14 protein-coding genes are annotated in these 19,813 nt (G+C 73.4%); 5 read left to right on the top strand and 9 right to left on the bottom strand.

Annotated elements, in window-relative coordinates; genetic code table 11:
- The first annotated feature begins 289 nt into the window (after positions 1-289).
- Complete coding sequence (locus tag RM446_RS18640) at positions 290-1,870, top strand: beta-N-acetylhexosaminidase (RefSeq protein ID WP_311546626.1); 1,581 nt, start codon at positions 290-292, stop codon at positions 1,868-1,870.
- Positions 1,871-1,946: 76 nt separating this feature from the next.
- Here the strand turns inward: RM446_RS18640 and RM446_RS18635 are convergent, their stop codons facing one another.
- A complete protein-coding gene (locus RM446_RS18635; protein ID WP_311546625.1) occupies positions 1,947-2,906 on the bottom strand; it encodes a glycerophosphodiester phosphodiesterase in 960 nt (319 codons plus the stop codon).
- A gap of 291 nt (positions 2,907-3,197) precedes the next feature.
- On the bottom strand, positions 3,198-4,178 hold the full coding sequence (locus RM446_RS18630; RefSeq protein WP_311546624.1) for a mechanosensitive ion channel family protein: 981 nt from the start codon (positions 4,176-4,178) through the stop codon (positions 3,198-3,200).
- A gap of 425 nt (positions 4,179-4,603) precedes the next feature.
- On the opposite strand from RM446_RS18630, the gene RM446_RS18625 reads away from it, so the two are divergent.
- Positions 4,604-5,860: a prolipoprotein diacylglyceryl transferase gene (locus RM446_RS18625; RefSeq protein WP_311546623.1), complete on the top strand. Its 1,257-nt coding sequence runs from the start codon at positions 4,604-4,606 to the stop codon at positions 5,858-5,860.
- Positions 5,861-6,003: 143 nt separating this feature from the next.
- On the opposite strand, the gene RM446_RS18620 is transcribed toward RM446_RS18625, so the two are convergent.
- From RM446_RS18620 to RM446_RS18590, 7 genes are all read right to left on the bottom strand, one after another.
- On the bottom strand, positions 6,004-7,197 hold the full coding sequence (locus RM446_RS18620) for a fumarylacetoacetate hydrolase family protein (protein WP_311546622.1): 1,194 nt from the start codon (positions 7,195-7,197) through the stop codon (positions 6,004-6,006).
- 71 nt (positions 7,198-7,268) lie between these two features.
- Positions 7,269-8,411 carry a hypothetical protein gene (locus tag RM446_RS18615; protein ID WP_311546621.1) on the bottom strand — a complete coding sequence of 381 codons (1,143 nt, stop codon included), beginning with the start codon at positions 8,409-8,411 and terminating at the stop codon, positions 7,269-7,271.
- Positions 8,412-9,088: 677 nt separating this feature from the next.
- A complete protein-coding gene (locus tag RM446_RS18610) occupies positions 9,089-10,294 on the bottom strand; it encodes a C40 family peptidase (protein ID WP_311546620.1) in 1,206 nt (401 codons plus the stop codon).
- Between the two features lie 271 nt (positions 10,295-10,565).
- Positions 10,566-12,251, bottom strand: a complete 1,686-nt coding sequence (locus tag RM446_RS18605) for a bifunctional 3'-5' exonuclease/DNA polymerase (RefSeq protein ID WP_311546619.1) — start codon at positions 12,249-12,251, stop codon at positions 10,566-10,568.
- 49 nt (positions 12,252-12,300) lie between these two features.
- A complete protein-coding gene (locus tag RM446_RS18600; RefSeq protein WP_311546618.1) occupies positions 12,301-13,206 on the bottom strand; it encodes a 2-hydroxyacid dehydrogenase in 906 nt (301 codons plus the stop codon).
- Positions 13,207-13,285: 79 nt separating this feature from the next.
- A complete protein-coding gene (locus RM446_RS18595) occupies positions 13,286-14,110 on the bottom strand; it encodes a TrmH family RNA methyltransferase (RefSeq protein WP_311546617.1) in 825 nt (274 codons plus the stop codon).
- A gap of 63 nt (positions 14,111-14,173) precedes the next feature.
- Positions 14,174-14,701, bottom strand: a complete 528-nt coding sequence (locus RM446_RS18590) for a hypothetical protein (protein WP_311546616.1) — start codon at positions 14,699-14,701, stop codon at positions 14,174-14,176.
- A gap of 470 nt (positions 14,702-15,171) precedes the next feature.
- On the opposite strand from RM446_RS18590, the gene RM446_RS18585 reads away from it, so the two are divergent.
- The 3 genes from RM446_RS18585 (at position 15,172) to RM446_RS18575 (ending at position 19,803) form a co-directional block, all read left to right on the top strand.
- Positions 15,172-16,884 (top strand): substrate-binding domain-containing protein, encoded by a 1,713-nt coding sequence (locus RM446_RS18585; protein ID WP_311546615.1) that lies wholly within the window; start codon positions 15,172-15,174, stop codon positions 16,882-16,884.
- Positions 16,885-17,162: 278 nt separating this feature from the next.
- Positions 17,163-18,935: a substrate-binding and VWA domain-containing protein gene (locus RM446_RS18580; RefSeq protein ID WP_311546614.1), complete on the top strand. Its 1,773-nt coding sequence runs from the start codon at positions 17,163-17,165 to the stop codon at positions 18,933-18,935.
- Positions 18,936-19,128: 193 nt separating this feature from the next.
- Complete coding sequence (locus RM446_RS18575; RefSeq protein ID WP_311546613.1) at positions 19,129-19,803, top strand: hypothetical protein; 675 nt, start codon at positions 19,129-19,131, stop codon at positions 19,801-19,803.
- Positions 19,804-19,813 lie beyond the last annotated feature (10 nt).

Below are 19,813 nucleotides of genomic sequence, written 5' to 3'. Positions count from 1 at the left end.
GGTGGACAGGTCAACGCGATGTCACGCGGACAGATCTTGTATGAGTCACTCCGCCGCCCCGGCCCGCGGTGGTTCCCGTCGAAACCGCCGCGGGCACTCCCCATGATGAACCAATAGATCTTGTAGCCATCGTGAAGGAAAGCGATTTCCATTTGCGATGGCTACAAGATCGACGGTGCTGTGCCGGCCACGCCGCGCGCTGCACACGCGCGGGCCCGCACGTGCCGCGGGCGGTCCGGCCGTGGCACCATGGGGCGACTATTGGTCTAGACCGGATGGAGCGCCTTCCGTGCCCGCTGATTCGCTGGTGCCGCGGCCCGCCGAACTTTCGACCGGCGCCTACGACGGCCTCGTACTCACCCCGTCGACGAGGATCGACGCCGACCATACAGCCCGCGGCGCCGAGATGTGGCTGCGCACGGAACTGGCGGCGGCCACCGGCCTGCCACTGCCGCGCGGCGACGGGCAGAGCGCACAGATCCGGCTGAGCGTGGACAGGGCGGCCGGTCTGGGCAGCGAAGGCTACCGCCTGATCGTCGACGGCGAGGGCGCGCTGGTCGTCGGCCACGACCCGGCGGGCGTCTTCTACGGCGCGCAGACCCTGCGCCAACTGCTGCCGCCGGCCGCCTACCGCCGCGCGCCGCTGGACCCCGAAGGCCGGTGGACACTGCCGAGCGTGCGCATCACCGACCGTCCGCGCTTCGGCTGGCGCGGGTGCATGCTCGACGTAGGGCGGCACTTCATGCCCAAACACGACGTACTGCGCTTCGTCGACCTGCTGGCGCTGCACAAGCTCAACGTCCTCCACCTGCACCTGACCGACGACCAGGGTTGGCGCCTGGAGATCAAGCGGTACCCGCGCCTGACCGAGGCCGGCGCCTGGCGCACGGAGAGCCAGGTCGGCGCCGGCAGCCCACCGGCGTTCGACGGCCGCCCGCACGGCGGCTTCTACACCCAGGACGACATCCGCGAGATCGTCGCCTATGCGGCGGCGCGGCACGTCACCGTGGTGCCCGAGATCGACGTCCCCGGCCACTCGCAGGCCGCCATCGCCGCCTACCCCGAACTCGGCGAGGGCGAGCCGGTGGGCGTGGCGCGGCACTGGGGGATCATCGGCAACGTCCTCAACGTCACCGACACCACGCTGGAGTTCTACCGCAACGTCTTCGACGAGGTCCTGGACCTGTTCCCCGGCACCTACGTCTGCGTGGGCGGCGACGAGTGCCCCAAGGAGCAGTGGCGCCGCAGCGAGACCGCTCAGCGGCGCATCCGCGAGGAAGGGCTGGCCGGCGAGGAGGAGCTGCAGAGCTGGTTCGTCCGCCACTTCGACGGCTACTTCGCCGAACGGGGGCGCAGGCTCCTGGGCTGGGACGAGATCCTGGAGGGCGGCCTGGCGCCGGGCGCGACGGTGATGTCCTGGCGCGGCACCGAGGGCGGGATCGCCGCCGCCCGCGCCGGCCACGACGTGGTGATGTGTCCCACCGACACCTCCTACCTGGACTACCGCCAGTCCGGCGACGACGGCGAGCCCGTCCCCGTCGGCACGGTGCTGACCACCGCCGACGTCTACGCGGCCGAGCCGGTGCCCGCCGAGCTGTCGGAGCGGGAGGCCCGCCGGGTGCTGGGCGCCCAGGTCAACGTCTGGACCGAGCACATGGACACCCCCCGGGCGGTCGACTACATGGTCTTTCCGCGCCTTGCTGCCTTCGCCGAGGCGGTGTGGTCGCCGGGTCCCCGCGAGTACGGCGAGTTCCTGCCCCGCCTGGAGGGCCACCTGCGGCGGCTGGACGTCCTGGGTGTGGAGTACCGGCCGCTGTCGGGGCCCCTCCCCTGGCAGAGCCGCCCCGGGGTGGCCGGCCGCCCGCGCTGAAGCCCGGGAAAGGCGGCCCGCAGAGGCGGCCGCGCGCCCGCTCGCCGGTTGAGCGGACGCGCGGGTGGGCGCAGGGTCAGGCGGCAGGGGCGGCGCCGGCCGTCTCCTCGGCGATGACCTGCCGGGCGACGTCGGGACGGTCGGAGATCAGGCCGTCGGCACCCTTGTCGATGGCCGTGCGCATGTCGACGGGCTCGTTGACCGTGTAGGTGTGCACTTCCATTCCGGCGTCGTGGACGAGCTCGACGTACTCGGCGTCGATCGCGGTGTGGTTGGGGTTGATCTGGTCGGCCCATTCCGCGTAGTCGCCGACCTCGTCGGCGGGCACCTTGCCCAGCAGGCCGTGCGGCACCCGCGGAAGCAGGTCCTGCGAGCGGCGCATCGACTCCCAGTCGAAGCTCTGCACCACCAGCCGGGGCCAGCGCCACGACGGCCGAGTGGCCGACCAGAACGCGCTTCTGCGCAGTTCGGAGGCGATGTCGGCTTCGATGCCGGGATAGAGCTCGGGCGACTTGAGTTCCAGCAGCAGGTTCAGCCGGTGCCGGCGCAGCCGCCGCAGCGCCTCGTCCAGGGTCGGCACGGGCTCGCCGGCGAACTCGGAGCCGAACCACGATCCGGCGTCGAGCCGCCGGATCTCGGCGAGGGTGAAATCGGCGACGGCGTAGGAGCTGCGCCCGGGGAAGACCTCCTCGGCGTCGGTCGTGCGCTCCAGCTTCGTGTCGTGCATGATGACCAGCTCGCCGTCGTCGGTGCGCTGGACGTCCAGCTCCACCGTCGTGGCGTCGAGCCGGTTCGCGGCGTCGACGGCGGCCAGCGTGTTCTCCGGGGCGTAGGCCGAGGCGCCGCGGTGGGCGACGTCGAGCACGGCCGGCACCCGCTGCTTCGCGGGTCCGGCTCCGCCGCCCTGCGAGGCCGCGGACGGCACAGTCGCGGCGGGTGCGGCGGCGGGGGACCCGGGCATGGCCGCGGCGGCGCCGGTGCCGCCCGCAAGGGCCAGCACCAGGGTCGCCACCGTGAACCCGAACCGTCGGAACATGTCACTCCCTCGTTTCGAGGTGCATCACTGACCGTCCAAGAGTGGCCCCGGACGGTTGCCGCTGAGTGTCGCCGAGTCGATCCCGCCGTGCCGCGTCCGGAAACTCCGCCGCGCAGGGCGCCGGTGGGGAGACACGATCCGGAACCGGTCGACTACACAGGGTGTGATACTACGACGCGCCGACGCCCCCGGCCGGGACCGACCGGGGAGAGTCTCCGAACGCCGGCGACGCCGCGGCGAACCTGCTCCGCGGCGTCGCCGGAACGGCGTCTGCAGCCGGGGGCCGGGCCGCTATGCGGTGCCGGCCGGGCTCGACTGCATCGGGTGCGCCAGGCGGATGCCGGCGCGGTCGAACTCGCGCTTGAGGTGTCCGCGCAGATCGCGGTCCAGCTCCCACTGCTCGCCCGGCTTGGTCTTGGCCATCACGCGGAAGACCACGGCGCCGTTGGCGATGCCGACGACGCCGGCGGCGGAGGGGGCCTCCAGCAGGCGCGCGGCCTGCTCGGGGCGCTCGGCGAAGGCTTCGAGGCTGCGCTCGACGACCTCGGTGGCCTGCGCGACGTCCACTCGGGAGTCCAGCGGAATCTCGACGACGGCGCACGCCCAGTCCTGGTTCATGTTGCAGACGCGCAGGATCTCGCCGTTGCGCACGTACCACAGGCCGCCGCTGAGGTCGCGGATCTTGGTCACCCGCAGGCCGACCTCCTCGACGGTGCCGACGGCTTCACCGACGTCCACGACGTCCCCGACGCCGTACTGGTCCTCGATCAGCATGAAGACCCCGGAGAGGAAGTCCTGCACCAGGCTCTGGGCACCGAAGCCGATGGCGAGGCCGAGCACACCCGCGCTCATCAGGATCGGCCCGAGGTTCACCCCGAGCTCGCCCAGCGCCATGACGACCGCCACGCCGATGATCACGATGGAGGCGGCGCTGCGCAGAACGGCACTGATGGTCTCCGCGCGCTGCTGCTGCCGCTCACTCCCGGACCCGTTGGCCTTGGCCAGCACGCGGTTGCCCAGCCTGCCGCTGCCCAGGCGCTGGTGGGAGGAGGCCATCCGCTTGACGCCGTGCTCGATCAGCCGCCCGGCGACGGCGCGCACGATGACGGCGATGACCAGGATCAGCACGATCCGGATCGCACCGGAGATGAAGGCCCCGGAGTTGTCCGAGAACCAGTCGACGACGGGCCCCGCCTGCGCCATCAGGAAAATGTTCCCTTCGGCGCCGAGCAGCGGTGGCACACCCGCCCCCGCCGTGCTCGTTCCTGGCATGCTCTCTCCTTCGAATCGGCTGGTCCGCATGCTCACCACCGGTTCCAGCGGCGGATCGCGACCCGTCGCGGCGGGCGGTGTCCGGCCCGCAGGAACCGCTGTCCGGGCCGCGAGGTGCCCAGCCATCGTGCCATAAGGCCATCTACCAGCCAAAAGAACGCAATGAACGGGCAAGAATCGGACCGGCGGCGGCAATGGATCCGGCTCGGGGCAACCGGATCGCGGGGATCGCCGAAGTTGCGGACCACACCGGCGCGCCAGGAACGTCCGCCGCGGTGGCCTGTGGGCCGTTTCGGGGCCGCGACACGCGAAGCGACATGGTGTGAGCAGATGATCACACAATGTGCGATTTTTGTTGTGCGGTGGCCCGATGGTTAGCGCCAGCCACCTGACACGCGCTTGGCAATCGATGGAGAGGTCCGAGCATGCGCAAGCACCAGAAGCGATGGATCGCGCTCGCCGGTGCCGCCACCTTGTCCGTGGCAGGCCTGGCGGCGGCCGGCGGCCCGGCGTCGGCGGAGCACAGACCCGGCGACGACCCGCCGGCCTGGCCGGTCGTCCAGCAGAACGCGTCCACCTACTCGCTGGACGGGTTCGACATCGCTTATCTGCCGCCGGGACTCGAACGGTTCGGCCTCCACGCCGCCTCCAGGACGGGGAACTCCGGCGAGCGCGTCTCGACGGTCTCGTGGGTTCAGGGCGCCGACGCGGTCTACGGCAGAGTCGGCGTGGTCCGCTCGGAGGACATCACCGACCTGGACGACCTGCGGGAGGCCCGCTACGGCCGCATCGACGACGAGTCGCTGCAGAAGACGGAGGCCAACGGCTTCCCGGCCTACGTTTCCGAGAAGACCGGCGAGCTGTTCTGGGTCCCCGAACGGGGCGTGGCCGTGGAGGCGTACCTCCAGCCGGACCGCTGGAAGGCCGACGAGCTGGCGGCCTTCGCCGGGGGTGTGGAGCGGCGCAGCGCCAACGCGGACTCGGAGGGCGCCGAGGAGGCCGCAGGCGCCGGACAGGAGGGCCAGGAAGGCGCGGACGCCGGCGGCCAGGATGCCGGTTCCGCGGAGTCCCCCGGATCCGGTGAGGGCGCCGCCGAGAAGCCGGAGGAGGAGGTGCCGGAGCAGGGCGCCGGCGACCCCGCCCCCGGCTCCGGCGGCGACCAGCCCGCCGAGGAGGTACCCGGCACCGGCGACCAGCCCGCCGGGGAGGCGGGAGCCGATCAGCCCGCGGAAGCCGCCGAAGACGTGTTCGGGCCGGGTGTCCGGCCGGCGGAGGTGCGCACCTGCGTGGCCGAGGCGCTGCTGAACGGGGACTCCGAGGCGACACCGGCCCGGGTCGCCGCGGACGACGGCGAACTGCTCGAACTGTGGCGGTCGGTCGGCTCCGACTCCCGGGACGAGGCCGCCCGCGCCTGCGCCGAACGCTTCGGGGCCGAACCCGCGCAGGTCGAGCGGATGATGGCCGGCCTGGCCGCCGAGACGGGGGTGGACACCGCGTCGGAGGACGCGGGCGTCCAGGAGGGCGCCGAGCAGAGCGCGGAGTCCGGCCGCGGCGGAACCGGGGACGGGCGGCAGCAGGAGTCCTCGGGCTCCGGGAACCCCGAAGACTCCTCGGACTCCGATCCGCTGGGCCTGTGGGAGGCGATCCCGTGGTCCCTGCCCGACGCGGCGGTCCGCCTGTAGCACGCATGCAGCGGCCGGAGGCCGCAGGGGCGGAACCCGGCGGGCCGATGACCCGGTCGCCGGCCGCCGAGCGGCGGGATCTCGCGCGGGACCCCGCCGCTCGCATGCCGGGCCGCGCCGCGATCGGCGCGTCAAGCTCCGGATCACTCTTCGGAGGGCAGCACCGTGGCGCCGACCTCGCCCAGCCGGATGGGGCCGCCGCCCATCCCTCGCGCCCAGGCGCGGATCCCGACCGTGTCGCCGTCCTCCAGATAGCTGCGGGCCGCGCCGCCGGAGAGCCGGACCGGAGCCTCGCCCGCCGACTCCCGCTCCAGCAGGCTCCCCCGCTGACCCTCCACTCCACCGGACACCGCGCCCGATGTGAAGAGGTCGCCGGTGCGCAGCGCCGCCCCGTTCGCGGTCAGGTGGGCGAGCAGCTGGTCGGGAGTCCAGTACATCGCCGCGTACTGCGGCCGGGAGACGACGTCGCCGTTCAGCCGCACCTCGAACCGGACGCGCAGGCCCCAGTCGGCCACCCGCGCCAGGTTCGGCATCGGCGGCGGCGCCTGCGCGCGGCCGGCGAACCGCGCCGCCCCAAGCGCGTCGGTGGGCACCACCCACGGCGAGACCGGGACGCTGAACGACGATCCGGTCAGCGGGCCCAGCGGCAGGCCCTCCCACGCCTCGACGTCGCGCGCGTTGAAGTCGGCCACCAGCACCGCTCCGAAGACGTGCTCGACGAACCCGGAGACCGGCACGCGGCGTCCCGGCGACGTGGGTACGCCCACGACGAGGCCCAGGTGCGCCTCGGCGTCCACCCGGGTGCTCGGCCCGACCTGCGGCGTGGGACCGCCTGGACCCGCGTGCTGGCCCCCGGGGCGGCGCACACCGCGGCCGCAAGCGGTCAGGGCGCCGGCTCGCCCGTGCCGACCGGAGGGCTGGCGGAACCATGGGGCGGGCAGGGAGGTTCCCGGCCGGAGCAGTCCCTGCACGGCCGCGGCGTGCTCGGCGGAGCCTTGGAAGACGGTGTAGTCGGCCGCCTCGAAGGGGCACAGCAGCCGCACCTGCGACAGCGGGACCAGGTGGGGTTCGGCGGCCGCGCGGCCCTTGTCGGCGGCCAGCATTCCGGCCACCTTTGCCCGGGTCGCGCGCCAGGCCGTGGATCCGCGCGCCATGAAGGGGCCGAGGGAGGGCGCCGCGAACACCGGGTCGCCCAGCACCCCCGCCAGGTCGAGCACCCACCGGCCCACACGCACGCCCACCCGCGGGGGCTCCCCCGCGCGCGCGAACACGCCATAGGGGAGGTTGTCCGCACCGTAGCCCGCGCTGTCGGCCGCGGGCACCCACGTCGTCCGCACGGTCCTCCTCGTCGCTCGCCGCCGCCGCGCGCGGCCCGGGCCTGATAGCGGATCCGGGCGCGCCCGTGCGCTCACACCTGCCAGCTGCCCAGCAGGCCCAGCGCCGCGGCCTCGCGGACGGGGTCGCCGGTGCTACGCGAGGCGTAGCCCGTCAGCACCTCGCGCGTGTGCAGCGCGGTCGCGGGGTGGAGACCGCGAGCGAGGCGGGCGAGGCACCGCGCGTCGGTGGTCGACAGCAGGCCGGGCACGCTGCCGTGGTCGCCGTCGACGGCGGAGGCCGTGGCCAGCAGCAGGTTCAGGTAGCCGTACTGCGGCGCGCCCGTGGCGGGGTCGGTGCAGCCCGCGGCCTGCGGCGGACCGCCGGCCGCCACGAACGGGACGCCGCGCTCCACGCAGGAGCTGATGAACGCACCGAGCTCGCGGACGCCGGGGACCAGCTCCGGGCGAGGGCCGCCGCAGCGGATCTTGACGCCCAGCGGGCGCGCGCCGCTGAGAACGTCCACCGCGTCCAGCCAGCCCGGTTCGCGGAACGGCTCGAAGTAGACGACCCGCCCTGCGGCGCCGATGTCGCCGGTGCGGAACAGCGCGGCCACCAGACGCAGGTCCTCGGGGCGGGCTCGGGTCTCGTAGTGGGAGATCCGCACCCGGGGGTCGCGCTCGGGCACCTCGCCCGCAAGACCCCGGTCGGCGTCGAGCACGAGGCCGACGTCCACCGGACCGTGGCCGTCGAGCCGCCTGAGCAGGTCGCCCCATCGGGCCACCGGGCACAGCAGGCGGTGCGAGAGCATCGGATGGCCGACGATGCTGTCGGAGCGGTGCCGCTCGACCGCCTGCACCACGGGCAGGGGCCGGAAGTCCGGCGAGTCGGCGGAGTCGCCGCGCGGGACGTACGGGCCGGGGCCGGGGATGCGTCCGCGGGCGGCGCGCAGCGCCCCGTCCGGGCGGCGGGTCGTGGCGGGCGGGCACAGCCCGGCGTCGTCGACGAGCCCGCGCAGCAGGATCTGGGCGGGGGTCTCCTCTTCGACCAGCGCCAGCGCTGCGAACCCCCCGTCCGTCGCGTCGTAGGCCCGATAGCCCGCGTAGGACGCGGCCGCCTGCTCGGAGACGCCGGCGGTCTGCGTGCGGAAGCGGCCCGTCCGGCGACGGGCGCGGCGGCCGCCGATGCGGGGCCTGCGCACCGCCGTGTCGTCAGGCCCTCCGCTGCATCCCTCCATGGCGCCTCCTCCTGTGAGGCGCGGACCGCGGCTCGTCCCCGCTCCCGCGCCCCCTGCCGGATATGGGCATCGCTTGTACCTGTATGCCTACTTCTACCCAGCTTTGCCGGAGTCCGTGCCCCTCGGTCCGCCCGATCCAGGCGGCCGGGCGAACGGAGGCGGCGCGGCGCGCCTCCGGTGGGAGGAGGCCGGGCGGGCGAGCAGCGCTGTGTTCCGCCGCCCTGCGCAGGCGTGTTGCGAACGGTTTCCGGTGGTTCCTGTTCATGCGTCCCGCGTGAGGAACGCTCGCGAGGAATACCCGAGAAATGCGGTTTCTGCCCTGTTTACGGGCTCGGAGGGCGTTGAACTCCGCCCTTGCCAAAACGGCCGGGCACTGCTTACCTTGATCCAGAAGTCGACGGGCTCCGCTTTCGCGGGGCGCCGTCTCATACGACCACAAGCAGGGCTGGTTTCGCTGGCTCCCCCTCCCTCAGTGACTTGCCCTGCGCCTCTCCTGCGGAGTCCAGCCAACCCCTCCCGGCTGGCCTCCACCGTGCAGGAGGAAAGGGGCGGTGCCGGCGCGGCGCCGCCCCTTTCGCTATCCCGGTGCGCTCCCCCGCCGGCGGACGGAGACCGCCCGCGCACAGCGGCGGTGCTGGTGCACCGCGCGGGGTTTCGGACTCCTCGGGAGCCGCTCGTCAGCCGTGCACGCGCACGACGCCGGCCATGTTGTCCATGCGGACGTCGGTGACGCGCACGTTCAGCCCCGTCCTGGGCGCCTCCAGCATCCGCCCGCCGCCGAGGTAGATGGCGACGTGGGAGATGTAGTCGGGCGCCGTCGGGTCGTTGCGCCAGAAGATGAGGTCGCCGCGGCGGGCGTCGGCGTAGTCGAGCTGCTCGCCGGCGAACCACTGGTCGTGGGTGACGCGCGGGACCGACACGCCCGCCTCTCCGAACGCCCATTGCACGAGCCCGGAGCAGTCGTAGCCGCCCTCGGACATCGACTCGCCGCCCCACACGTAGGGCACGCCAAGGCGCGTCTCGGCCGCCGCGATCGCGTTTTCGAGTGTCTGCGAGGCCAGGGCCTCGCCGGTCGCGCCGGCGGGGCGGGGCTCGGGGTCATCGGCGAGCACCTGCAGCGAGGCCTCGTCGCCGAGGGTCTTCTTCAGCCGATCCTGCAGATCCCACAGGTCGGCCTCGGGCGCCGAGACGATCAGCGCGTTGCCCCGGGGAAAGCCCAGCTCCCGGGCCAGGTCGCGGGAGACCAGCGCGTCGATTCCGGCGACGCCGGAGGTGGCGTGGGTCCACACTTCGCGGGTGACCTCCCCCTTCGCCCCGGCCAGCTCGACACTGCTGCCCACGTCCAAGCCGCGCTGCTTGCCCGCGTCGTCGGACAGGGCGACGCGGCCCTCGGCGATGCCCTGCCAGATGTCGTCGGACTTCGCGGACGGCTCGGGGGCGTAGTTGCGGAAGCCGGAAGGGTCGACCCCGAGCACGGCGGTGCCCTCGCCGTCGACGTCGAGCCGTGCGGCGTCGACGGTCTCGACGGACTCGACGCCGTCGAGGCCGGCGACCTTGCGTACGCGCTCCCGGGGGATCGACTCGGGAAGCACGGCGAAGTACTCGCGGGAGCGGGCGCGGTCGAACCCGGCGACCTCGGCGTGGTCGTCCAGCTCACCGGTGTCGCCCACGGGCGGAGAGGATCCGGCTGCAACGCCGGTCGGCGAGCCCGGATCGTCGGAGGAGGGTGCTGCGGCTCCTGCGCCGGCCATTTGCTCGCCGACGGACGGGCGCTCCTGGACGTCGGGCGAGGGGGCCGCCCAGACCGGAGCTGCACCGAAAGCGGTGAACGCGACCGCGAAGGCCGCGGTCGTCCCCGCACACGATCTCCACCGTTGACGCACGTGTACCCCGCTCTCCTGCTGTCGGCCCCGACCCTGGGCTACTGCGGCCGTTCGGCCGTCTACAAGCATGGTGTTCCCCGGGCGCCGATTTCAAGCGTCCGAAACGTGAACTGCTGGTGCCTTCCTATACCGCACCAGGTCAAGCCGCGCGAGGAATCCCCGTTGATCTTGTAGCTATCGCAAATGGAAATCGATTGCATTCACGATAGCTACAAGATCGACGGGGGTCCGGCCCCTGGGGAGGGTGGTCCTCCGGTTCCCCCAGGGTTCCTCAGGCGTCGGAGTAGCGGTCGACGACGGCGATGTCCAGCGGGAAGCGCACCGGGGTGTCGCCGAACATGAGCGCCGCGGCCTCGTCGGCGGCGGCGCGCAGGGTCTGCACCGCCGCCTCGGCCAGGGTGCGGGGGACGTGCAGCACGAGCTCGTCGTGCTGGAAGAACACCAGCTGCGGGCGTCCGGCGGCGGTGTCGAGGTCGGTCAGCCCGCGCCGGACCGCCGCCATGAGCACCAGCGCCCATTCGGCGGCGGTGGCCTGGACGACGAAGTTGCGCGTGAAGCGGCCCCGTTCGCGCGCCGCCCGGTCGCTGGGGCCGGCGGGGGCGCCCTCGTCGGGGTCGTCGCCGCCCCACATCGGCGGCGGACAGGTGCGGCCCAGCCATGAGCGCACCAGGTGGCCCTGTTCGCCCTCGCGGGCGGCGGCGTCGACGTGGTCGACAGCCCGGGGGTAGGCCTGCCGCAGCCGGGGCAGCAGCGCTGCGGCGTCGCCGCTGGTCTGCCCGTACATAGCGGCGAGCAGCGCGATCTTGGCGCGCTGGCGGTCGCCGCCGAAGGAGCCGGCCAGGCGCGCATAGAGGTCGTCGCTGCCGGCGGCGGCGGCGAGTGCGGAGTCGCCGGAGACCGCCGCCAGAATCCGGGGCTCCAGCTGTCCGGCGTCGGCGCATACGAGGGTCCAGCCGGGGTCGGCCACCACGGCGCGCCGGACGACCTTGGGGACCTGCAGTGCGCCGCCGCCGCGCGTGGCCCAGCGCCCCGAGACCACACCGCCCACGATGTAGTCGGTGCGGAACCGCCCGCCGGAGACCCAGGTGTCCAGCCAGGACCACCCGTGGGCGGAGTGCAGCCGGGCCAGCTCCTTGTAGCGCAGCAGGAGCGGCACCGCCGGGTGGTCGACGCGCTGGAGCACCCAGGAGCGGGTGGAGGGCACGGGGTGGCCGACGGCCTCGAAGGCCCGCATCAGCTGGACCGGGGAGTCGGGATTGACGGTGCGGCCGAATGCCTCGCTGATGCGGGCGGCGAGGTCGGCGAGCACGGGAGGGCGCGCGCCCGCGGTCGGGCGCGGACCGAGCTGCTCGGTGAGGACCGCGTCGTGGACGTCGGCGCGCCAGGGGACGCCGTCGTGGGCCATCTCGGCCGCGCCGAGCGCGCCGGCCGACTCGACGGCCGCCAGCAGCGCGAACCTCCCCGGATGGTCCAGCTCGGCCATGCGGCGCCGCTGGTCGGCGTAGACCTCGACGAGGGCGTCGAGCGCATCGGCTCCGGACGGCAGGGTGGAGCGGTCGGGTTCGAAAAGGGTCGGCTGGGGGGCGCGGCCCTCGGCGCTCTGGGGCACGGGGTCGGGCGGCGCCTCGCGGCCGTGCAGGCGCGCCCAGGCGGCGCCGAGCGTGTGGGCCTCGCCGAAGCGGCCGGCGTAGCCCATCAGCAGCGCCTCCACCAGGGTGCTGTCGTGGCAGCGGGAGAGGCGCACGCCCCGGCTCAGCAGCGCCGGATAGATCTGGGAGGTGTCGGCGAAGACCCAGCGCACGGGCTCACCGCTGCGTCGACCGAGCGCCTCGTGGTCGGCGACGGCGCCGGCGAGGTCGCCGACGCGCCAGAGGGCGCCGTCGCGGCCGGACGCCTGCTCGCCGAGTTCGCGCAGGCGCCCTCCGCCTTCGGACTCGGCCACCGCAGCGATGCGCATACCGCAAGTCTGCGCCACGGGGGTGACAGTTCCCAAACGGCGCGGCGGTTCAGGCCCCGGTCCGCACCGTGTTGGCCAGCGGTTCGCCCCCCGCCCAGCGCCGCAGCTGGTCGTCGATGAAGCGTCGTGCCCGCGGGTAGAAGGTGTCGGATCCGCCCGCCACGTGCGGGGTGACGAACACGCCCGGGGCCTCCCACAGCGGGTGGCCCGCGGGCAGCGGTTCGGGGTCGGTGACGTCGAGGGCCGCGCGGACACGCCCCTTCTCGGCCAGCAGCGCGGCGGTGTCCAGTAGGGCGCCGCGCCCCACGTTGACCACCAGCGCGTCGTCGGGCATGAGCGCCAGCTCCGCGGCGCCGATCAGGCCCTGGGTGTCGGGGGTGTGCGGAGCGGTCAGCACCACGATCGAGGCGCGGGGCAGCAGCCGGTGCAGCGCGTCGATGCCGTGGACGCCCTGGTCGGGGCGTGCCCGGCGGGCTACCCGCACGACCTCGCACTCGTTGGGCGCGAGACGGGCCTCCAGCGCCGCGCCGATGCTGCCGTAGCCGACGATGAGCACCCGCGTGTCGGCCAGGGAGCGGGTGTAGTGGGGCTCCCAGCGCTGGGCGGCCTGGTCGCCGGCCCAGCGCGGCAGCTCCCGCTGCGCGGCCAGGGTCAGGGCCAGGGCGTGCTCGGCGGTGCTGGCGTCGTGCAGCCCGCGGCCGTTGCACAGCTCCACGCCCGCGGGCAGGTGCTCCAGCGCGTGCTCGTAGCCAGCGGTGAGCAGCTGGACGACGCGCAGGCCGGGCATGCGCGCCATCAGGTCCAGGCGCTGTGTGCGGCCGTAGGGGACCGCCCAGAAGGCGACCCGGGAGAGGTCGGCGGCGGGCTCGCCGGAGCCGTCGAAGACGTCCCCGGCGACGCCCTCGGGCGCCTTCTCCAGGTTCTGCTCCCAGGGCACCAGTACGCGTTCGGCCATGTCTCCCCCACTGCTCGTCCCGTCGTCCCGTTCGCCTTCAGCGGTCCGCGCCCGCTCCGCCCACTACTAGCACCCGCCCTCAGTCCGCTCCGCCCGCGGGGCGCGTCAGCTCGTAGCAGGCGATGGCGGCGGCGGCCGTGACGTTGAGGGAGTCGACCTCGCGCCCGGCCATGGGGATGCCCACCCCGGCGTCCGCCTGATCCAGCCAGCGGGAGGAGAGGCCGTCGCCCTCGCTGCCGAGCATGAGCGCCACGGGCGCCTCCGCGTCCCGCGCCAGCGCCTCGGCCAGCGGGACGGCGCCGGCGGCCGGAGTCAGGGCGAGGAGGCGGAAGCCGCGCCCGCGCAGCTCCTCCAAGCCGCCGTGCCAGTCGGCGAGGCGACTGTAGGGCTGGGCGAATACCGCGCCCATGGAGACCTTGACGGAGCGGCGGTAGAGGGGGTCGGCGCAGCGCGGGGCGAGCAGGATCGCGTCCACGCCCAGGCCGGCGGCGCTGCGGAAGATCGCGCCGACGTTCGTGTGGTCGAGGACGTCCTCCAGCACCACGACGCGGCGCGCGCCGCTCAGGACGTCGCCGGGTTCGGGCAGCGGGCGTCGGTGGAAGGAGGCCAGGGCACCGCGGTGCACGTCGAAGCCCGTCAGCCGCTCGACGGCGGCGTCGCCGACGACGTAGACGGGCGCGTCGACCGCCGCGGCGAGGTCCGCCAGCGCCTCCAGCCGGCGCCGGGTCAGCAGCAGCGATCGGGGCGCGAAACCGGCCGCCAGCGCCCGCCGGATGACCTTGTCGCCCTCGGCCATGAACAGCCCGTGCTCGGCTTCGATGCTCTTGCGCAGGTTGACGTCGCGCAGCCGGAAGTAGTCGGCCAGGCGCGGGTCGCCGGGATCGGGCACCTCGATGACGTCCATGGCCATCGATTATCGGACGCCTGGAGGTCCGCCGCCGACGCAGGCGACCCCGGTCGGGCGCAATCAGCCGAGCGGCTTGGTCACCGGGCGCAGGCGCTGCCAGCGGGCCTCCTGGCAGGAGTCGGACCGGTCTACCTCGGTGTCGACCTTCTGGCCCTCCCAGGTACCTGTGATCACGGCCTCCTGGGGCCCGTAGGATCGCTCGGTGCACACGGCGCCCGGTGCGACCTCGGCGAAGGGGTTGTCGGCGCTGCCCCGGGCGGATCCGGCGGCCCATTCGGCGGCCACGCTGGCGATCTCGGAGCAGGCTGCCGGATCGCTCCCGGGTTCTCCCTTGCATGTGAGGTTCTGCACATAGGCGCGGCCCTTGTCGACGACGCTGATGCGCAGCTCACCCACCGGCGGCGCGGGCGAGGAGCCGAGGTCGCTGACGGTGTTGACCGCGGACTCGGTCGCCGGCGCCGGCTCGGGGGCCATGAGGGAGCCGCCGACGGCGGCGCCGTAGGAGAGTGCCCCGCCCAGGCAGAGAGCACCGAGCACCGTCGTCCCGACAGAACCGAGCACCCCGCGGCGGGGGTTCAGCTTCACCATAGTCGCCACTCTAGGAAGTCGAATCGCAACACAGGGCGACGGCGGGAGGAGAGTCCGCAGTACCCCTGTGCGCCCATGTCTTCCGCGATACCCCGGAAAGCGTCTCTCGCACCGGGAAACCGGCGTTCCGGAGCGGACCGCGCCGGGGAATCCCCGGCGGAGGGGGCACGCTCACGGCAAGATACCGGTCTGAGCCGAGTACGCATACTAGCCATATCCGGTAAGAGTGGCCACCGGGGCCTCTGGTTCGATCCCGTCCGTACTGTGGCACTTCTCTCCCACCGTTACCAACGAGTAAGGTCACGGCCGGAACACCGCCTCCGCCCCGGGAGCCGCGCGAACCGCGTCCGGGGCCCGCGGCTCCGGCACCCAACGCACGCCGCCCCGACCGCCGAGCCCGTCAACCGCATCCCCGCGCCGGACCAGCCGGCCGCCCCGCGCCATCCCCACCGCTTCACCCCGGAGAGCCCGTGCCCAACGGACGACACCGCCAGCCATCGCGCACCCGCACCGCACTGCGGTCCCCCCTCGGGTTCACCGCCGCAGCCCTCGTGCTCATCGCCGCTCTGACCGTGGCGGTGCCCGCGGCCGTGCGCTACGCCGGGTGCGGCGAGACGCGGTATCTGCGCATCGCCGCGGCGCTGAGCATCGCGCCGGTGCTCCAGCAGGCCGCCGACCAGTTCAACGGCGGCGACCGCGAGTACTCCGGGGTGTGCGTGTTCGCCCAGGCCGCCGAGGTCCCGCCGCACCGCGTCATGACCGAGGTCTCCGGCGGACCCACCGGCCGGTCGGAGATCGCCCCCGACGTGTGGGTGCCGGAATCCTCCGCGTGGGTGGAGCTCGCCCGCGTCTCCGAGTCGGGCGCGCGCACCATCGACCCCGACCCGCGCTCTCTGGCATCCACTCCGGTGGTGATCGCCGCACCCGAGGGAACCGAGGGCCTGCCCGATTCCGGCGCGGTCTCCTGGGAGATGCTGCGCCCCGGTGAGCGGCCCGGCGGCGCGCGCCCGCTGGTGATGGTCGATCCCAACCGCGGCGCGGCCGGCATGGCGGCGATGCACGCCGTCCGCCGCGAGCTGGGCAGCGGCGACGACGCCGACACCGCCATGACCGACTTCGTGCGCGACGCCCAGCCAGACACCGCCTTCGGCGAAGTCGACGCCGACGCCGTCTATCCGGTGCCCGCCGGCCCGGCGCCGCTGGCCGTGCTGCCGGAGCGGGCCGTGGTCGACTACAACGGCAGCCGGCCCGCCACCCCGCTGCGGGCGCTGTATCCGCGGGAAGGGACGGTGAGCCTGGACTACCCGTTCGTCTCGACCAGCGACGACCCGGCCATGCGCACCGCAGCCGACGACCTGTGGTCCATCCTGCGCACCGACCCCTACCGCGAGCGGCTGCGCAGGATGGGCTTTCGCGAGCCCGACGGCACGGCCTCGGCCGCGCTGCAGTCCGTCCGCGGCATCCGCGCCGAGCGGCCCGAGACCCACGGCGAGCTGACCGGTGACGCTCTGCTGTCGTCGGTCGAGGACTGGAACCGGCTGTCGATGCCTTCGCGCTCGCTGGTGCTGGCCGACGTCTCGCGCTACATGCGCGCCGGCCTCGACGGACAGGACACCACGCGGTTGGCGGTCACCCGCCAGGCCGCCCAGCTGGGCCTGTCGCTGTTCCCCGACGACACCGAACTCGGGCTGTGGCTGCTCTCCAGCGACTTCGGCGACTCCGGCCGGGAGGAGGTCGAAGGGCTCGCCCGGTTGGGCGCCGCCGACCGCGGGGACGGCACGACCCGCCGCGAGGAGCTGCAGGGCATCGCCGAGGGGATCGAGTCGCGCGGCGGCGAGCCGCGACTGTACGACAGCATCCTGGCTGCGCACGAGACCGTCTCGGCCTCCTACCGCGAGGACCGCATCAACAGCGTCATCGTGCTGACCGCCGGGCGCGACGGCGGCTCCAGCGACATCTCCGCCGATGAGCTGGTGGCGGCACTGCAGGACTCGTTTGACCCCGAGCGTCCGGTGACCCTGTTCATCATCGCGTTCGGCGACCAGACCGACCGCGATGAGCTGGCGGACATCGCCGCCGCCACCAGCGGTACGCTCTCGGTCGCCGACGACCCGGACGAGATCGGCGACATTTTCCTCAGCTCGATCTCGCGCCGGCTGTGCGTGCCCGACTGCGGCAGGTGAAGCCCGGGTGGAAATGCGATGCCTGGGAGGAACCCCGGAAACCGATTACGATCGGATAACGGTGTTACGCACGGTATCACTCGTCCGATCGACGCGGCACCTCCCGGTGCCGCCATCGTCCTCCCTGCGGCCACGGGCGGATCCGCGGTCGCGATCAGGATCGCCGCGCGACCGGTATGCCACCATCCGCCCTTTTAATGATCCTTCACCCTGTGATGTCGAGTTAAGTACCGTTCAGACCGCACCCCTCCAGGTAACAGACCCCCGTGAGGAACACCTTGGGACGCCATAGCGGAACACACGAAGACGGAGCGGGCAGCTGGGACCGCCCTGAGCGGCGACCCTCCGGCCGCAGCCGGCGCCGCCGCCGGCGCGGGCGCGCGTTCACCGCGCTCGCGGCCGCCTTCGCGATCATCATCGGCCTGAGCGTCACCGGCTGGTACGTGCTCGACACCAGCGGCGGCTGCGGCGGCCAGGACGTCGAGCTCAGCGTCGCCGCCTCGCCCGAGATCGCCCCTGCCCTCAAGGAGGTCGCGGCCGACTTCAACACCGGCGACCAGAACGTCGAGGGGCGCTGCGTCAGCGCCGAGATCCGCGCGGCCGAGTCGGCCAACATCACCTACGGCATCACCGGCGCGGGACCGGCCTCCGGTGCCACCGAGTCGGACGTGTGGATCCCCGACTCCTCGCTGTGGCCCAACCTCGTCAAGGGCGACTCCGGAGGCGACGCAGGCTTCACCGACACCGGCACCTCCGTGGCCACCTCGCCGCTGGTGCTCGCGCGCCCCGCGGAAGCCGACGCGCCCGAAGAGCGGCCCTCGTGGGACGAACTGGTACCGACCTCGGCCTCCGACCTGGGCTCCGAGGGACCGCAGGTCCAACTGGTCGACCCCATCCGCAGCTCCTCGGGCATGGCCACGCTCTCCCTGGTCGCCGGCGCGATCGGCCAGGAGGAGGAAGGGCGGCCGCAGCTCGTCGCGGCACTGCAGACCCTCCAGCGCAGCGTGGCCGACGACCAGCAGTCCGCGTTCGACCAGCTCGCCGAGGACCCGGAGGCCTCCAGCCTGCTCGTCCTCTCCGAGCAGGCCGCCTGGCGCTACAACCGGGAGCACAGCGACGCCGCAGCGCAGGTCGACTATCCCGAGGGCGGCACGTACACCCTCGACTACCCCTACATCGACCGCAGTTCCGACCCGGTGGTCTCGCAGGCCGCCGAGCTGTTCCGCGAGGCGCTGACCCGCAACTCCGCGCAGAACGCGCTGCTCCGCGACGGTTTCCGCACCGCAGACGGCGAGGCCGACGGCGACGTCCTCACCGAGAAGGCGGGCTTCCAGGCGGCGGCGCCCAAGGAGCTGCCCACACCCTCCGCCGCGGACGTGCAGCAGCTCGCCCAGGCGTGGAACCGGCTCAAGCTCGACTCCCGGCTGCTGACGATCGTCGACGTCTCGGGGTCGATGCTGGAACCGGTTCCCGGCACCGGGATGAACCGGATGCAGATCACCGCCGCGGCGTCCATCGAGGGACTCCAGCTGTTCCCCGAGAGCTCCGAGCTCGGGATGTGGCGCTTCTCCGTGGGCATCAACGACGACCTCGACTACGAGGAGGTGCTGCCCATCCGCGAGCTGACCGCCGAGGTCGAGGGCGGCACCACCCAGCTGGATGCCCTGACCAGCGCGTGGAGCTCCATACAGCCCGTCCCCGACGGCGACACGGGCCTCTACGACACCTACCTGGCGGCCTACCGGGAGATGTCGCGCACCTACAAGGCCGACCGGGTCAACGCCATCCTGATGCTCACCGACGGGAACAACGACGATCCCGACAGCATCGGCCTGGACGAGCTGGCCGCGAAGCTGGAGGAGGAGTCCTCGCCCGTCAAGCCGATCCCGGTGTTCACCATCGCCTTCGGCCCCGACATCGACGAGGAGCCGCTGCAGAAGATCGCCGACATCACCGGCGGAGCGTCCTACACCACCGAGAACCCGGCCGAGATCGGCGACATCTTCCTGCAGGCGTTCTCGCACCGCCTCGAAACAGGCGACGGCGGCTGACGCGGCCCCGTCCAGGGCACGCGTGCTCCCGTCCCGTCCTCCGCTCCGCGAAGGCGGGACGGGAGCACGCCTTCACAGTCAAGCGCGACGGATAGACCATCCTTGCCCACCGCACGCACCCTCTGGACTTAACCCTCCGCTTCACGTACTCAAAGGGGGTCGGAACGCGATGGAGCGGTGAGAGGTGGCAGCTGTGGTCAATGCTTGGATGCCGGGTACGAAACGAGTTCCCTGCGCAGGCCCGGCGGGGGCGCACCTGCAGGGCGGCGCTCCGCGCGCGGTATGGCTGACGACCGAGTCGGATCCGGCCGCCCTCACCGCGCGGGCGGTGGCCCAGCGGCTCACCGGCGACGGCCGCACCGGGCACCTGGTGTGGAACCCCCGCACGGGCGAGACCGCCCAGCTGCTTCCGGCGACCGCCCCGGCCGCCGGCGGACTCACCGCGGGCGCGCCCGACCGGGCGTGCGAAGGACGCGTCTGCATCGTCGTCACGGTGATCGGATGGTCCCATGCCCCCTTCACCGACTCCCCGATGTGCGGCCTTGCCGCGATACTGCGCTGGCTCGACTCCTGGGGCGTCGCCCGGCGCTGGCCGGCGGGGGCACCGGCGGCCGCACCGTCGCACCCGCGCACGCGCGGCTGCGACGAGCGCTTATGGGCGCGCGGCGGCCACTTCGGCCACTCCCAGGTGCCCGGGGCGCAGACGGCCTCCCCCGGCGCCCTATCCCCGCACCGCCTGCTGGAATCGGTGGAGCCTCCGGGGCGTGCGCGGCCGCTCGCCGCACCGCCGCCCCAGCCGCAGGCGCTGCCCGCCATCGAGTACAGCGCCAACGGCGAGCGGCACTACGCCGGTGCCGCGCACGCCTGAACGCACCGGG

This window comes from Streptomonospora wellingtoniae (genome assembly GCF_031845375.1).
GTDB classification, from domain to species: Bacteria; Actinomycetota; Actinomycetes; order Streptosporangiales; family Streptosporangiaceae; genus Streptomonospora; species Streptomonospora wellingtoniae.
The sequence above is the reverse complement of the archived record's forward strand: the minus strand, read 5'-3'. Positions and strand labels throughout refer to the sequence as shown.

Excerpts from the sequence above, each read along its gene's own strand:
- RM446_RS18635 (WP_311546625.1), bottom strand. The coding sequence starts at position 2,906 with ATGTTCCGACGGTTCGGGTTCACGGTGGCGACCCTGGTGCTGGCCCTT.
- RM446_RS18605 (WP_311546619.1), bottom strand. The coding sequence starts at position 12,251 with ATGCGCATCGCTGCGGTGGCCGAGTCCGAAGGCGGAGGGCGCCTGCGC.
- RM446_RS18615 (WP_311546621.1), bottom strand. The coding sequence starts at position 8,411 with ATGGAGGGATGCAGCGGAGGGCCTGACGACACGGCGGTGCGCAGGCCC.
- RM446_RS18590 (WP_311546616.1), bottom strand. The coding sequence starts at position 14,701 with ATGGTGAAGCTGAACCCCCGCCGCGGGGTGCTCGGTTCTGTCGGGACG.
- RM446_RS18595 (WP_311546617.1), bottom strand. The coding sequence starts at position 14,110 with ATGGACGTCATCGAGGTGCCCGATCCCGGCGACCCGCGCCTGGCCGAC.
- RM446_RS18600 (WP_311546618.1), bottom strand. The coding sequence starts at position 13,206 with ATGGCCGAACGCGTACTGGTGCCCTGGGAGCAGAACCTGGAGAAGGCG.
- RM446_RS18630 (WP_311546624.1), bottom strand. The coding sequence starts at position 4,178 with ATGCCAGGAACGAGCACGGCGGGGGCGGGTGTGCCACCGCTGCTCGGC.
- RM446_RS18625 (WP_311546623.1), top strand. The coding sequence starts at position 4,604 with ATGCGCAAGCACCAGAAGCGATGGATCGCGCTCGCCGGTGCCGCCACC.